Source organism: Streptomyces sp. NPDC059957 (genome assembly GCF_042730015.1).
Taxonomy (GTDB): Bacteria; Actinomycetota; Actinomycetes; order Streptomycetales; family Streptomycetaceae; genus Streptomyces.
Map to the genome: position 1 here is coordinate 37835 of NZ_JBHWMB010000024.1, position 14750 is coordinate 52584.

Here is a 14750-nt window from a genome sequence, read left to right on the forward strand (position 1 = left end):
ACCATCCGCACCGCCATTCTGATTCCGCCTACTTCGACACCTGCCAGGAGCAGCCACCATGACCACCAGCACCGGCCCCTTCATCGCCGCGATCGACCAGGGCACCACCTCTTCCCGCTGCATCGTCTTCGACCGTGACGGCCGCATCGTCGCCGTCGACCAGAAGGAGCACGAGCAGATCTTCCCGAAGCCGGGCTGGGTCGAGCACGACGCCGCCGAGATCTGGACCAACGTCCAGGAGGTCGTCGCCGGGGCCATGGCCAAGGCCGCCCAGGGCGTTCCGGGCTTCACCTCGGCCGACGTCAAGGCCGTCGGCATCACCAACCAGCGCGAGACCACCCTGCTGTGGGACCGCCACACCGGCGAGCCGGTCCACAACGCGCTGGTCTGGCAGGACACCCGCACCGACGCCCTGTGCAAGGAGCTCGGCCGCAACGTCGGCCAGGACCGCTTCCGCCGCGAGACCGGCCTGCCGCTGGCGAGCTACTTCGCCGGCCCCAAGGTGCGCTGGCTGCTCGACAACGTCGAGGGCCTGCGCGAGCGCGCCGAGGCCGGGGACATCCTCTTCGGCACCATGGACTCCTGGGTCATCTGGAACCTCACCGGCGGCGCCCAGGGCGGTGTGCACGTCACCGACGTCACCAACGCCTCGCGCACCATGCTGATGAACCTGCACACCCTGGCCTGGGACGAGAAGATCGCCGAGTCCATGGACGTGCCGCTCAACGTCCTCCCGGTGATCAAGTCCTCCGCCGAGGTCTACGGCCACGTCAAGGAGGGCGTCCTCGCGGGCGTCCCGGTCGCCTCGGCGCTCGGTGACCAGCAGGCCGCGCTGTTCGGCCAGACCTGTTTCGCCGAGGGCGAGGCGAAGTCCACGTACGGCACCGGCACGTTCATGCTGATGAACACCGGCGACAAGATCATCAACTCCTACAGCGGCCTGCTGACCACGGTCGGCTACCAGATCGGCGACCAGAAGCCGGTCTACGCGCTGGAGGGCTCCATCGCCGTCACCGGCTCGCTCGTCCAGTGGATGCGCGACCAGATGGGCATGATCAAGACCGCGGCCGAGATCGAGACCCTGGCCTCCTCCGTCGAGGACAACGGCGGCGCGTACTTCGTGCCCGCCTTCTCCGGCCTGTTCGCCCCGTACTGGCGCTCCGACGCCCGCGGTGTGATCGCCGGCCTCACCCGGTACGTCACCAAGGCGCACATCGCCCGTGCCGTCCTGGAGGCCACCGCCTGGCAGACCCGCGAGATCACCGACGCCATGACCAAGGACTCGGGCGTCGAGCTCGCCGCCCTCAAGGTCGACGGCGGCATGACCTCCAACAACCTGCTGATGCAGACCCTCTCCGACTTCGTGGACGCCCCCGTGGTGCGCCCGATGGTCGCCGAGACCACCTGCCTCGGCGCCGCCTACGCCGCCGGCCTGGCCGTCGGCTTCTGGCCCGACACCGACGCCCTGCGCGCCAACTGGCGCCGCGCGGCGGAGTGGACCCCGCGGATGCCCGCCGAGCAGCGGGAGCGCGAGTACAAGAGCTGGCTCAAGGCCGTGGAGCGGTCCATGGGCTGGGTCGATGACGAAGACGCCAGCTGACCGCACAGCGGCTTAATCGACGAGCAAGTAGGAGTCAACGGACATGAGCACCCTGCAGAGCGTTCCCACCCTGGGCACGCACCCGACCGCCGGTTCGAACGCGAGCCGCGCCGAGACCCGCGAGCAGCTGGCGAAGGCCACGTACGACCTGCTGGTCATCGGCGGTGGGATCCTGGGCACCTCGGTGGCCTGGCACGCCGCGCAGTCGGGTCTGCGGGTCGCCATGGTGGACGCCGGCGACTTCGCCGGCGCCACCTCCTCCGCCTCCTCCAAGCTCGTCCACGGCGGCCTGCGCTACCTGCAGACCGGTTCGGTCAAGCTGGTCGCCGAGAACCACCACGAGCGCCGGGTACTGGCCAAGGATGTGGCCCCGCACCTGGTCAACCCGCTCACCTTCTACCTCCCGGTGTACAAGGGCGGTCCGGTGGGCGCGGCGAAGCTGGGCGCGGGCGTGTTCGCGTACTCGGCGCTGTCGGGCTTCGGCGACGGCATGGGCAAGATCATTTCTCCGGCCCGTGCCGCCGCCGACAACCCGGGTCTCAAGACGGACGACCTGAAGGCCGTGGCCGTCTACTACGACCACCAGATGAACGACTCCCGCGTCGCCGTCATGACGGTCCGCGCGGCCGTCGAGTCGGGTGCGGTCGTCCTGAACCACGCCGAGGTCACCGGGCTGCGCATGACGCGCGGCCGGGTCTCGGGCGCCGAGCTCAAGGACCGCCTGGACGGAACCGAGTTCGGTGTGGACGCCCGCGTGGTGCTGAACGCCACCGGCCCGTGGGTGGACCACCTGCGGCGCATGGAGGACAAGCACTCCATGCCCTCGATCCGCCTCTCCAAGGGCGCGCACATCGTGATGAAGCGCAAGTCGCCGTGGAAGGCCGCCATGGCCACCCCGATCGACAAGTACCGCATCACCTTCGCCCTGCCGTGGGAGGACCAGCTGCTCCTGGGCACCACCGACGAGGTGTACGAGGGCGACCCGGCGGACGTGCGCGCCACCGAGGGCGACATCCAGCAGATCCTGGACGAGGCGGCCTTCTCGGTGAAGGACGCCGATCTGGACCGCTCGCTGATGACGTACGCCTTCGCGGGCCTGCGCGTGCTGCCCGGCGGGCCCGGAGGGGTGGAGAAGGCCAAGCGCGAGACGGTCGTCTCCGAGGGCGCGGGCGGCATGCTGTCGGTGGCCGGCGGCAAGTGGACCACGTACCGGCACATCGGCCGCGTGGTCATGGACAAGCTGGCCAAGCTTCCGGGCAGCCCGCTGACCGAGGACATGGAGCCGCTGAAGTCCCTCGTACGACGGATCGCGCTGCCCGGTGTCGCCAACCCGAATGCGGTGGCGCACCGGCTGCTCGTGGACCGCGAGCCGGGCTCCCGGATGGACCCGCTGACCGCGCGCCACCTGGCCTCGCACTACGGCTCCCTCGCCTTCGACATCGCGCGGATCGCCAACGAGGACCCGGCGCTGGCCGAGCGGATCCACCCGGACGGTCCGGAGATCTGGGCGCAGGTCGCCTACGCCCGCGACAACGAGTGGGCCGAGACGGCCGACGACGTGCTGCGCCGCCGTACGACGGTGACGGTCCGCGGCCTGGACAGCGCCGAAGTGCGCGGCCGGGTCGAGGAGATGCTGGCGCACAAGGCATAAGCGGTGGCGTGAACGGGCAGAGGGGCGGTTCCAGGGGGAACCGCCCCTCTGTCGTGGGCTGTGGCCGGTGCCTCATCAAGGCTTAGGCTGACCCACGTACACAAGGGAACTTCGGAAGGAGACCTGGGTGATCGAGCTTGAGGGCGTGCCCGAGCTGATCGACCCGGTCATGGTGGCCGCGTTCGAGGGCTGGAACGACGCGGGTGACGCGGCCTCCGGTGCGGTCGCACACCTGGACCGGGAGTGGAAGGGCGAGGTCTTCGCGGCTCTGGACGCCGAGGACTACTACGACTTCCAGGTCAACCGGCCGACGGTGTGGCTGGACAACGGGGTACGGAAGATCACGTGGCCGACGACCCGGCTTTCGGTGGTCCGGATCGGCGGGACCAAACCGCGCGACCTGGTGCTGGTGCGGGGCATCGAACCGTCCATGCGGTGGCGCTCGTTCTGCAACGAGATCCTGGGCTTCGCCCACGAGCTGGGCGTGGAGATGGTCGTCATCCTGGGGGCGCTGCTGGGCGACACCCCGCACACGCGCCCGGTGCCGGTCAGCGGGGTCACCTCGGACGCGGATCTCGCGCGGACGATGGACCTGGAGGAGACCAAGTACGAGGGCCCGACCGGGATCGTGGGCATCCTCCAGGAGGCCTGCACCCATGCCGGGGTGCCGGCGGTGTCCCTGTGGGCGGCGGTACCGCACTACGTGTCCCAGCCGCCGAACCCGAAGGCGACCCTCGCGCTGCTCAACCGGCTGGAGGATCTGATCGACATCCGGATCCCGCTGGGCGAACTCCCCGAGGACGCGCGGGCGTGGCAGCTGGGCGTGGACCAACTGGCCGCCGAGGACAGCGAGGTGGCGGAGTACGTCCAGACGCTGGAGGAGGCGCGGGACACGGCGGATCTGCCGGAGGCTTCGGGCGATGCCATTGCCCGGGAGTTCGAGCGGTACCTGCGGCGGCGTGATCCTTCCGCCGCGGCGGAGCCGGGTGACGGGTCGTACCTGAGGGACACCTCGGGTGGTCTGCCGCGTCCGCCGAAGCGGAAGCCGGATCCGTCCTCCGGTTCCGGGGACGAGCCCCCGGCCCCTCCGGCGGCCTCGCCGGACGAGGAGGAGACGCCTCCGGAGGCGTAGCCCGCGAACCCCGCTCCTCAAACGCCGGAGGGGCTGGGATTGCCTGACGGCAGTCCCAGCCCCTCGGGTTACATCCGGCCCCGCCGGGGAAAATCCAGCCTCGCCGGCGTTTGAGGCGCGGGGGTCCGGGGGCGGAGCCCCCGGCCACGGCGCCGCAGGTTACAGGGCCACGCCCAGCAGGGCGTCCACCGTGCGGGACACGAGACCCGGCGCCGACTCGTCGTCCCCGTCCGAGACGAGCTGGCGCTCGACCCAGCGATCCACCGCCGCGAGAGCAGCAGGGGCGTCCAGGTCGTTGGAGAGGGCCTCGCGGACCTCCTCGACCAGGTCGTCCGCCGCGATGCCGTCGGGGCGCGAGACGGCCGCGCGCCAGCGCTCCAGGCGGGCCACCGCCTCCTCGAGGACCGCGTCGGTCCACTCCCAGTCCGCGCGGTAGTGGTGCGAGAGCAGGGCCAGGCGGATCGCCGCCGGGTCCACGCCCGCCCGCCGCAGGGCCGATACGAAGACCAGGTTGCCCCTGGACTTCGACATCTTCTCGCCGTGCAGCGCGACCATGCCGGCGTGTACGTACGCCTTGGCCATCGGGAACTCGCCCGTCAGCACCTGGGCGTGCGAGGCGCCCATCTCGTGGTGCGGGAAGGCGAGGTCGGAGCCGCCGCCCTGAATGTCGAAGGTCATCCCCAGGTGGTCCAGGGCGATGGCCACGCACTCGATGTGCCAGCCGGGCCGGCCGCGGCCCAGCGAGCCGCCGTCCCAGCTCGGCTCGCCCGGGCGGGCCGCCATCCACAGCATCGGGTCGAGCGGGTTCTTCTTGCCCACCCGGTCCGGGTCGCCGCCCCGCTCGGCCGACAGCAGCCGCATCGCCTCGGCGTCCAGGCTGGACACCTTGCCGAAGTTCGGGTCGGACTCCACCGAGAAGTAGACGTCGCCGTCCAGCTCGTAGGCGGCGCCCGCGTCCCGCAGCCGCTCGACCAGCGGCACGATGCCGGGTATGGCCTCGACGGCGCCGATGTAGTGCTGCGGGGGCAGCATCCGCAGGGCGGTCATGTCCTCGCGGAAGAGAGCCGTCTCGCGTTCGGCGAGCTCGGTCCAGTCCTGGTTGTCACGCAGGGCCCGCTCCAGCAGTGGATCGTCGACGTCCGTGACGTTCTGGACGTAGACGACCTGCCGCTTGGTGTCGAGCCACACGCGCTGCACGAGGTCGAACGCGTTGTAGGTCGCCGCGTGACCGATGTGCGTCGCGTCGTACGGGGTGATCCCGCAGACGTAGATACGGGCGACGGGACCGGGGGCGAGGGTGATCGCCCCTTGGGTCGCGGTGTCGTGGATCTGGAGGTCGCGGCCCTTGCCAGGCAGGGCGGGGACCTCAGAAGCGGGCCAGGCATGCATGCCTCGAGACTAACCGGACGAGTGTTCCTCAAACGAACCGGACCTGCACTGTTGTCCGGATAGGCACTCTTGCGCCACGGCTGGTTCTATGCGTTCGTCCCGCTGCGGGCCGCGGCCCGGTCAGACGGGCGGCCACGGGATCGCGGGCCACTGCCCCGAGGGCTGCGGATGCTTCCCGGTGCGCAGCAGCAGGGCCACACGGGCCCGTACGGCGGCCAGCTCGGCGGTGGTGACCAGTTCGGCCAGTCGGGTGGCGAGGGGCTTCCCGGTGGCCAGGGCGGCCTCCAGGGCGGTCAGCACGGACCCCGCTTCCTCGGTCAGCGGCTCCCCCGCCCAGCCCCACAGGAGGGTGCGCAGCTTGTCCTCGGTGTGGAAGGTCACTCCGTGGTCGATGCCGTAGAGCCGTCCGTCGGGGGCGGGCAGCAGGTGGCCGCCCTTGCGGTCGCCGTTGTTGATCACGGCGTCGAGGACGGACATCCGGCGCAGCCGTTCGTCGTCGGCGTGCACGAGGAGCGCGGTGCGGCCCTCGCCGACCTCGGCGAAGGCGACGGGCCTCCAGCCCTCCCCCGCCTCCTCACCGTCCACGAGGGCGAGGAGTTCCGCCTCCGGGGACTCCCCCGTCTCGATCCACTGCTGGACCATGCCCTCGCCGTACGGTCCGTCGCGCAGCACGGTCGGGGGCACCAGCCCCCAGCCGGTGGCCTCGGAGACCAGGTACGCGGCGACCTCGCGCTGGGCGAGGTTCCCGTCGGGGAAGTCCCACAGCGGGCGCTCGCCCTTGACCGGTTTGTACACGCAGTCGGTGCTCACGCCCCCGTGGGTGACGTTGCACAGCAGGACGGCGTTGGACGCCTCCCGGATCCGGCCGACGACGGTGAGTTCCCCGTGGGCCAGCAGCGCTTCCAATTCCGGCGTTCCCCCCGTTGCGTTCACGCCTGGCGCCGGTAGCCGTTCTGGCGCGGGCAGACGTGCCCTTCGGGGTCCAGCGGGAGGCTGCACAGCGGGCACGGCGGCCTCCCTGCGTTGACCACGTCCAGGGCCCGCTTGGTGAAGGCCCGGGCCTGGGCGCCGGTGAGGCGGACGCGCAGCATGGGCGGCCCGTTCTCCTCGTCCTGGAGCAGCCGCTCCTCCGCCTCGGCGAGGTCCTCGTCCGAGTCGGCGTCGAGCTCCACCAGCGCCTGCGCCTCGACGATCATGCGCTGGTCCTCGCCGTCCCAGGCCAGGGCCATGGTGCCGACGCGGAACTCCTCCTCGACGGGGACGTCGAGGGGTGCGGTGTCGGTCGCCTCGGCGGGGGCCACGGCCGGGACGGGGGCATTGCCCCCGGTGCGGCGTACGACCTCGTCCAGCAGTTCTTCCATCCGCTCCGCGAGCGCCGCCACCTGGGTCTTCTCCAGGGAGACGCTGGTGACGCGGGGGCCGGTGGAGGCCTGCAGGAAGAACGTACGGCGTCCAGGCAGGCCGACCGTGCCGGCCACGAAACGGTCCGGTGGGTCGTAGAGGAACACCTGACGGGGCACGTCCAGTCTCCAAGCGTCGGCGGCAGGGGCAGGGCTGCGCCCATGGGTTGGCCCGTCCACCCTACTGCGCCGTTCGATCACACCGCGCCCGCACCACCACCTACGACCGCCTCGCCGCCCGCTTCCGCGGCGCCCTCGGCCGCCGCGGGGTCCGGCGAAGCGCTTTCGCGGGGTGCGAAGGAGGCGAAGTCGCCGGTGTCGCCGAGCCGGAGCAGGAAGGGGCGGGTCGGCGTGTAGCGGATGGCGGTGACCGAGCAGGGGTCGACGTGGATCCGCTGGAAGAGGTCCAGGTGCATGCCGAGGGCGTCCGCGACAAGGGACTTGATGATGTCGCCGTGCGAGCACATCAGGTACACGGCGTCGGCGCCGTGCTCCTCCTCGATCCGCGCGTTCCAGTCGCGGACGGCGTCCACGGCGCGGGCCTGCATGGCGCGCATGGACTCGCCGCCGGGGAAGGCGGCGGCCGAGGGGTGCTGCTGGACGATGCGCATCAGCGGTTCTTCGGACAGTTCGGAGAGTTTGCGGCCCGACCAGTCGCCGTAGTGGCACTCGCCGATCCGCTCGTCGGTGTGCAGGGCGAGACCGGGCCGGGCCGCCAGCAGCGGCGCCAGGGTCTCGCCGCACCGCTCCAGCGGGCTGGTGACGGCTGCGGCGAGGGGCACCGCGGCGAGCCGCCCGGGCAGCGCGGCGGCCTGTGCGGCTCCGTGCTCGTCGAGGGTCACCCCCGGGGTCCATCCGGCGAGCAGCCCTGCGGTGTTGGCGGTGGACCGCCCGTGTCGTACGAGGATCAGCGTGGCCATGGCAGAAGGGTATGCGGTGTCGCCGGCGTGCGGTCGGGGCCCGGGCAGGGAACAATGCGCGAGTGATTGTGGACTGCGCCATGTACCGCGAAGGCCGCCGCTCCGAGGCGCCCGACGACTTCTCCGATGCCCTCGACGAGGCGCGGGCCACCGGCGACGCCTTCCTGTGGGTGGGCATGCACGAGCCGACGGGGAAGGAATTCGAGCACGTCAGCCAGGAGTTCGGGCTGCACCCGCTGGCGGTGGAGGACGCGCTGACCGCGCACCAGCGGCCGAAGCTGGAGGTCTACGACGATTCGCTCTTCGTGGTCCTCAAGCCGGTGATGTACGACGACGACACGGACACGGTGTCCGCGGGCGAGCTGATGGTGTTCATCGGCGACTCCTTCGTCGTCACGGTCCGGCACGGCGAGGGGGCCGCGCTGGCCGCCGTACGCCACCGGCTGGAGCACGAGCCCCAGGTGCTCAGGCACGGCCCGACGGCGGTGCTGTACGCGGTCTCGGACGCGGTGGTGGACCACTACATCGAGGTGGCCGCCGAGCTGCAGGCGGATCTGGAGGAGCTGGAGGCGGAGGTCTTCTCGCCGAACCCCTCGGACACCAAGAACACCGCCGCCCGGATCTACGGGTTCAAGCGGCAGGTCCTGGAGTTCCGTCGGGCCACGAGTCCGCTGCTGCAGCCGATGGACCGGCTCGCCTTCGGGGACGTGCCGTTCGTGCACGAGCACGCCCAGCCGTTCTTCCGCGACGTCGCCGACCACCTGACGAAGGCGAACGAGTACATCGAGGGCCTGGACCGGCTGCTGTCGGACGCGCTGGCCGCACACCTGGCGCAGATGGGAGTGCGGCAGAACGACGACATGCGCAAGATCTCCGCCTGGGCGGCCATGGCGGCCGTCCCGACCATGGTGGCGGGGATCTACGGGATGAACTTCGAGCACATGCCGGAGCTCACGCACCGCTGGGGCTATCCGCTGGTGCTGCTGGTGATGGCGGTCATCTGCGTGAGCCTGCACCGGATGTTCAAGCGCCGCGGCTGGCTCTAGGCGAGCCGGGCTCAGGCGAATTCGGGCGTCGGGGCGCCGCCGAGGGCGTCGCGCCGCTCCGGCATGCGCAGGTCGATCATCCGGTGCCAGCCGCTGAACCGCTCGTACGCGTACATTCCGCGGATCCCGGCGGCGAGCGCGGCCGCCTTCGGGGCGGGCCAGCGCAGCAGTCGGCCCATGTGGTCCATGACGGCGAGGCTGACGTCGCGGTAGACGGCGATCTCCGCGAGGGCGCTCTCGCGCAGGACCCGGTGGATGACCGGCCCGTGGCCCTCGCGGGCGAGGCGCAGCAGCTCCTCGTGGCAGTAGGCGAGGTGGTTGTCCTCGTCGTGGCTGATCATGCGGATGGCCCTGCCGACCTCGGGGTGGTCGCCGAAGTACTTGACCAGCATGATCATCTGGTCGGCGGCGCGCTGTTCGGTGACCCGGCTGTGCGCCAGGTAGACGACGATGTCCTTCTCGGTCAGGGGCTCGTCGCGGCGGAGCTTGTCGTGCGCGAGGCCGATGCCGCGCCGCTCCAGCAGCATCGTGTAGTCGGTCTCGGGCGGGACCGGCACGGGCGGCAGGCCGCGCTTGCGCAGCAGGGCGTTGAAGAGCCGGCCGTGCTTGTCCTCGTCGGCGCCGTGCCGGGTGATCTTGGGCGCGAGGTCGCGCATGCCGTCGGGGACCAGGGCCGCGATCCGTGCGTTCTCCCAGCCGCCCTGGGACTCCCCGCTGGCGGCGATGGAGCAGAACAGCTGGAAGGAGTCGTCGTTCTCGACGATCTCCTGGAACAGGCTGCGGGCAGAGAGCATGTACCGAGTCAAACTCGGCACGCCGGGACGGGCAACCCGCGGCGCGCGCCGCTCGTCCGAATGAACGAAGCCCCGAGATGGCCCGCGGCGCGTAACCCCCGGGCCGCCCGGCGCGTTGTTGGCTGTGTCGGCCGTGGCGGGGAAGACCCCCCGAGCCCCCACCACGGCCGCAGAACCTTTCTCCACCGCCCTCACACTGCTCCGCAGGCTTCGGGCGGCTGCGCCGGACTCCGTCCGGCGGATGGGTCAGGCCAGGCCCGCAAGCTCCATGGCCTCGACGCCGGCCCGCAGGGCGGCAGTCCGCTCCTCCAGGGTGAAGCCGGCCGGGGCGAGCGTCAGGGTGGTGACCCCGGCCTCCGCGTAGGCCCGCATCCCGTCGGCGATGCGCTCGACCGGGCCCAGCAGGGTGGTGGAGTCGATCAGCGAGTGCGGGACCGCGGCGGCCGCGCCCTGCTTGTCGCCGGCCAGGTACTTGTCCTGGATCTCGGCCGCTTCCTTCTCGTAGCCCATGCGCTGGGCCAGCTGGTTGTAGAAGTTCTGCTTGCGGCTGCCCATGCCGCCCACGTACAGGGCGGTGTAGGGGCGGAACATGTCAGCGAGCCCGGCCACGTCCTCGCCGAGGGCCAGCGGCACGGTCGGGCAGACGTCGAAGCCGTCCATCGTCAGCCCGGCCTTCTCGCGGCCCGCCCGGATGTGGGTGAGGGCGGTGGCCTCCAGGTGCTCGGCGGCCGGGAAGATCAGCAGGGCGCCGTCGGCGATCTCGCCGGTCTGCTCCAGGTTCTTCGGGCCGATCGCGGCGATGTAGAGCGGGATGTGCTCGCGCTCGGGGTGCACGGTCAGCTTGAGCGGCTTGCCCGGCCCGCCGGGCAGCGGCAGGGTCCAGTGCTCGCCCTCGTAGGACAGCCGCTCCCGGGTCATCGCCTTGCGGACGATCTCCACGTACTCACGGGTCCGCGCGAGCGGCTTGTCGAACTTCACCCCGTACCAGCCCTCGGAGACCTGGGGTCCGGAGACGCCGAGGCCGAGCCGGAAGCGGCCCTTGGTGAGCGAGTCGAGGGTGGCGGCCGTCATGGCCGTCATGGCGGGCTGGCGGGCCGGGATCTGCAGGATCGCGGAGCCGACGTCGATGCGCTCGGTCTGGGCGGCGACCCAGGCGAGCACGGTCGGCGCGTCGGAGCCGTAGGCCTCCGCGGCCCAGCAGACGTCGTAGCCGAGGCGGTCGGCCTCCTGCGCCACGGCCAGGTTGTCGGCGTCCATGCCAGCGCCCCAGTAGCCGAGATTGATGCCGAGCCGCATAAGTCGTCCCCTTACCGGTGTACCGATCAGTAACGTAGGTCTGCGGGGACTGTAGCGCGCCCGGCCGCCGCGCGGCAGTGCGGCAGTAGTCTCAGCCCTCATGGAGCAGAGGCATCTCGGCCGCACCGGACTGCGCGTCTCCCGGATCGGTCTCGGCACACTGACCTGGGGCCGGTCGGCGGACGGACCGGACGAGGCGGAAGCGGCCGCGCAGTTGAAGACGTTCTGGAACGCGGGCGGCACGCTCGTGGACACCGCCGACGTGTACGGGGGCGGGGAGGCGGAGTACCTCCTCGGGCAGTTGATCGGTTCCGTCGTCCCGCGGCGGGATCTGGTGATCGCGACGAAGGCGGGCGGTGTCGCGGATCCGGACCGCCGCTTCGACGCCTCGCGCGGCCACCTCCTCGCCGCCCTGGACGACTCCCTGGCCCGTCTGGACACGGACTACGTCGACCTCTGGCAGGTCCACGCCTTCGACCCCTGGACCCCGCTGGAGGAGACCCTCCAGGCACTGGACATCGCGGTGAGCAGCGGCCGGGCGCGGTACGCGGGCGTGTCGAACTTCAGCGGCTGGCAGCTCGCGAAGGCGGCGACCTGGCAGCTCGCGGCGCCGGGCGTACGCACCCGGCTGGCGTCGACGCAGATGGAGTACTCCCTGCTCCAGCGCGGCGTGGAACGGGAGGTGGTCCCGGCCGCGCTGGACCTGGGGCTGTCCCTCCTCCCCTCCTCCCCCCTCGGCCGGGGCGTCCTGACGGGCAAGTACCGCAGCGGCACCCCTGCGGATTCCCGGGGCGCGTCGGAAACCCTGGCGGCCTTCGTGGACCCGTACCTGGACGAGCCGGCGAGCCGGATCGTGGACGCGGTCGCGACGGCCGCGCACGGCCTGGCGGTGACCCCGCTCCAGGTGGCCCTGGCGTGGGTCCGGGACCGCCCCGGGGTGGCCGCGCCGATCGTCGGCGCACGCACGTCGGCGCAGCTCGGGGCGGCCATGTCGGTGGAGGCCCTTAGTCTTCCGGAGGAGATCCGCCAAGCACTGGACGACGTCTCGGCGCCCGTCCACCGCTACCCCGATCAGGACTGGAGCACTTTGTGAGCGACACCGCCGCCGCGGCAGAACCGGCCGACCCGGCCCGGGAGCACACCCCCGCCGCCGCGGAAGCCGACCCGGCCCCGGCCGCCTCGCCCCCGGACCCGACGGGGCCCGGCGAAGCCGAGGACGGCGACGCGCAGGCGGAGACCACCCCGTCCGGCGAAGCCGAGGACGGGAACGGGGGGCCGGGGGCGGAGCCCCGCCACGCGGCGGAGCCGCATATCGGCACTGCGGGAAGGGCCGGGGTGGGGGAAAGCCCCGCAGGGCCCACCGCCGGCGACCCGGAAGCGGAGGCGGAGGTGGACGCGGAGGCGGAGGCGGAAGCGGAAGCGGCCGATGGGACCGGCGGGGACGCCGCCGTGGACGGGGCCGGCGAGGCCAAGCCTCAGCTCAGCGAAGCCGCCGCGGAACTTGCCGCGCAGAAGATCGAGCGGGAGCGGATCGCCCGCCGCAAGGCGGAGCGCGAAGCCCCCGTGGAGGCCGGCGCCAAGCTCAGCGGCACGGCCGCCGACCTGCTGGCCGCCGTACGGGCCGTGGAGAGCGGCGGCAAGCCCCCCGCGGTGTTCGACGCGCCCCCGGCGCCCCGCCGGCCGGAGCCCGCGCCGGAGCCCACCCCGGCGCGCACCCCCGCCCCCGCCCCCGCGCCGCAGGCGGACGCCCCCTCCCCCGACGCCGTCCAGGCGATCCGCGCCGTCCTGGCCAGAGGCGGAGCCCCCGAGGCCCTCGCCGCGCAGACCGCCGCCGCCCTCGGCGAGGACGCGGCCGAGCAGCTCACCGAGTCCCCCTGGCGGCTGCTGGCGGTCGCCGGGGTCCGCCCGACCCAGGCCGACGGGTTCGCCCGCGCCCTGCTCGGCGCCGGGGCGACCGGCCCCGGGGACGAGCGGCGGGCAGCCGCCCTGGTGGCCTGGCTGCTGGCGCAGGCCGCCGCCAAGGGCCACACCGTGCTGGAGGCCCCCACCCTGGAGGCGGCCCTCGCCCAGTACGGCGTACCGGACCCCGCGGAGGCCCTGGAGGCGGCCGTCGGCGACGGCGCCGCTCTGGCCTTCGAGGAGCCGGTCGGTCCGCCCGTCGGTGAGGACGAGGAACAGCCCGTACGGATCCTGGTGGGCCTGGAGGGCTCCGCCATGGCCGAGGAGAGCCTCGCCGAGGGCCTGGCCCGGCTCGCCAACACCTTCACGGACCCCGCCGACTGGGACAAGGCCGCCAGCGGCACCGGCGCCGAGCTGATCCGCGCCGCCGCCGGGCACGGCCTGGTCACCCACACCGGCGGCGAGGCCGCCCGCGCCGAACCCCGCGCCCTGCTGGCGGCCGCCCGGGAGTTCGGCCTGCGGGCCTGCCTGGCCGCGCACGCCCCCGCCGAGGGGGCCGTCACCGTGGCGGGCCTGCTGGCCGGCGCGGAGGGCCCCGGGCGGGACGCGGACGGGCAGTTCGCGCTGGACCTGCTCATCGTCCTGGACGCCCCGCAGCTGGACGTGGAGACGGCCGCCGCCCTCGTGGAGTCGGTCCCCGACGGGGCCCGACTGGTGCTGTCCGGCGACCCCGCGGTGCTCGGCTCCGCCGGTCCCGGCCGGGTCTTCGCCGATGTGCTCGCGGCCCGTGCCTGCCCGCAGCTCGTCTCCCGGATCCCGGACCCGGGCCCGATCGGGGAGCTGGTCTCGGGCGTCGGCGTCGGGGAGCTGAACCAGGTCGACGCCCCCGGCAAGGAGGTCGTCATCGTCCCGGTCCGCGATGCCGGGGAGGCGGTGCACCGCACCGTGCAGCTGGTCGCCGAGTCGGTGCCCCGCGCCTTCGGGATCCCGGCGGACGCCGTCCAGGTCATCACCCCGGGCCACGGCGGCCCGGCGGGCACCCGCGCGCTCAACGCGGCCCTCAAGGAGCGGCTGAACCCGGGCCCCGGCCGGTTCGGCGGCTTCGACCCCGGTGACCGGGTGGTCCACGTGCCCTCCGCCGGGCGGGCGCTGCCGGCCCGCGTGGTGTCGGCCGACGCGCAGGGGCTGCACCTGTCCGGAGCCGCGGGCGCGCGGATCGTCGTACCGAAGGAGCGGGTGGAGTCCCAGGTGCGCCACGGCTGGGCCGTGACGGCGCACCAGGCCGTCGGCTCGCGCTGGCCCGCGACGGTCGTCGTCCTGCCCGGAGACGCGGCTGGGGCCCTGTCGCGGGACTGGGTGTACACGGCCTTCAGCCGGGCCGAGCAGCACCTGTCGGTGGTGCACGGGGTGGACCAGGCGCTGCCGCGCGCGGTCGCGGAAGTACCGGCGAAGCCCCGTACGACCCGGCTGGCAGGTCTGTTGCAGGCGCTCGTGGCGTCGGCGGCGGCGGAGCCCCGCTGACGGAACGCACCGCGGGCCCCCCCCCAGGGTGGGACGGGGGCGCAGTGTGTTCCGCACGGAGTGTCCCTACGGGGGGGGCGGGACCGAGCTCGGGAGGGGTTA

Annotated in this window: 12 protein-coding genes; 6 read left to right on the top strand and 6 right to left on the bottom strand. The window is 72.7% G+C overall.

Annotation, left to right across the window (positions count from 1 at the left end; translation table 11 throughout):
* Positions 1–58: 58 nt before the first annotated feature.
* From glpK to ACFWBW_RS18120, 3 genes are all read left to right on the top strand, one after another.
* Positions 59–1600, top strand: a complete 1542-nt coding sequence (gene glpK, locus ACFWBW_RS18110; RefSeq protein WP_385373531.1) for a glycerol kinase GlpK — start codon at positions 59–61, stop codon at positions 1598–1600.
* Between the two features lie 43 nt (positions 1601–1643).
* Positions 1644–3251: an FAD-dependent oxidoreductase gene (locus ACFWBW_RS18115; RefSeq protein ID WP_385373532.1), complete on the top strand. Its 1608-nt coding sequence runs from the start codon at positions 1644–1646 to the stop codon at positions 3249–3251.
* Between the two features lie 127 nt (positions 3252–3378).
* Positions 3379–4383, top strand: coding sequence for a PAC2 family protein (locus ACFWBW_RS18120; protein ID WP_385373534.1), 1005 nt, complete (start codon positions 3379–3381; stop codon positions 4381–4383).
* 159 nt (positions 4384–4542) lie between these two features.
* Here ACFWBW_RS18120 and mshC read toward each other — a convergent pair whose 3' ends face one another.
* The 4 genes from mshC to ACFWBW_RS18140 all read right to left on the bottom strand — a co-directional run bounded on the left by mshC (position 4543) and on the right by ACFWBW_RS18140 (position 8092).
* Entirely contained in the window at positions 4543–5772 is a 1230-nt protein-coding gene (mshC, locus tag ACFWBW_RS18125; RefSeq protein WP_385373536.1) for a cysteine--1-D-myo-inosityl 2-amino-2-deoxy-alpha-D-glucopyranoside ligase, read from the bottom strand.
* A gap of 120 nt (positions 5773–5892) precedes the next feature.
* Entirely contained in the window at positions 5893–6738 is an 846-nt protein-coding gene (locus tag ACFWBW_RS18130) for an SCO1664 family protein (RefSeq protein WP_385373647.1), read from the bottom strand.
* The gene (locus tag ACFWBW_RS18135) at positions 6702–7292 is read right to left on the bottom strand and encodes a DUF3090 domain-containing protein (RefSeq protein ID WP_385373538.1); all 591 of its coding nucleotides are present in this window, start codon (positions 7290–7292) and stop codon (positions 6702–6704) included. Before ACFWBW_RS18135 ends, ACFWBW_RS18130 begins: the two co-directional genes overlap by 37 nt.
* A 77-nt stretch (positions 7293–7369) precedes the next feature.
* Positions 7370–8092 (bottom strand): histidine phosphatase family protein, encoded by a 723-nt coding sequence (locus ACFWBW_RS18140; protein WP_385373540.1) that lies wholly within the window; start codon positions 8090–8092, stop codon positions 7370–7372.
* A gap of 62 nt (positions 8093–8154) precedes the next feature.
* On the opposite strand from ACFWBW_RS18140, the gene corA reads away from it, so the two are divergent.
* Complete coding sequence (gene corA, locus ACFWBW_RS18145; protein WP_385373542.1) at positions 8155–9138, top strand: magnesium/cobalt transporter CorA; 984 nt, start codon at positions 8155–8157, stop codon at positions 9136–9138.
* Between the two features lie 11 nt (positions 9139–9149).
* On the opposite strand, the gene ACFWBW_RS18150 is transcribed toward corA, so the two are convergent.
* Positions 9150–9932, bottom strand: coding sequence for a ferritin-like domain-containing protein (locus ACFWBW_RS18150; RefSeq protein WP_385373544.1), 783 nt, complete (start codon positions 9930–9932; stop codon positions 9150–9152).
* Between the two features lie 246 nt (positions 9933–10178).
* The gene (locus ACFWBW_RS18155; RefSeq protein WP_243333982.1) at positions 10179–11228 is read right to left on the bottom strand and encodes an LLM class F420-dependent oxidoreductase; all 1050 of its coding nucleotides are present in this window, start codon (positions 11226–11228) and stop codon (positions 10179–10181) included.
* Between the two features lie 100 nt (positions 11229–11328).
* Here ACFWBW_RS18155 and ACFWBW_RS18160 point away from each other — a divergent pair, with 100 nt between their 5' ends.
* Both ACFWBW_RS18160 and ACFWBW_RS18165 read left to right on the top strand, forming a co-directional pair.
* Positions 11329–12321: an aldo/keto reductase gene (locus ACFWBW_RS18160; protein WP_385373546.1), complete on the top strand. Its 993-nt coding sequence runs from the start codon at positions 11329–11331 to the stop codon at positions 12319–12321.
* Positions 12318–14648, top strand: coding sequence for an ATP-dependent RecD-like DNA helicase (locus tag ACFWBW_RS18165; protein ID WP_385373548.1), 2331 nt, complete (start codon positions 12318–12320; stop codon positions 14646–14648). The genes ACFWBW_RS18160 and ACFWBW_RS18165 overlap by 4 nt, the downstream gene beginning before the upstream one ends.
* Positions 14649–14750: the final 102 nt, after the last annotated feature.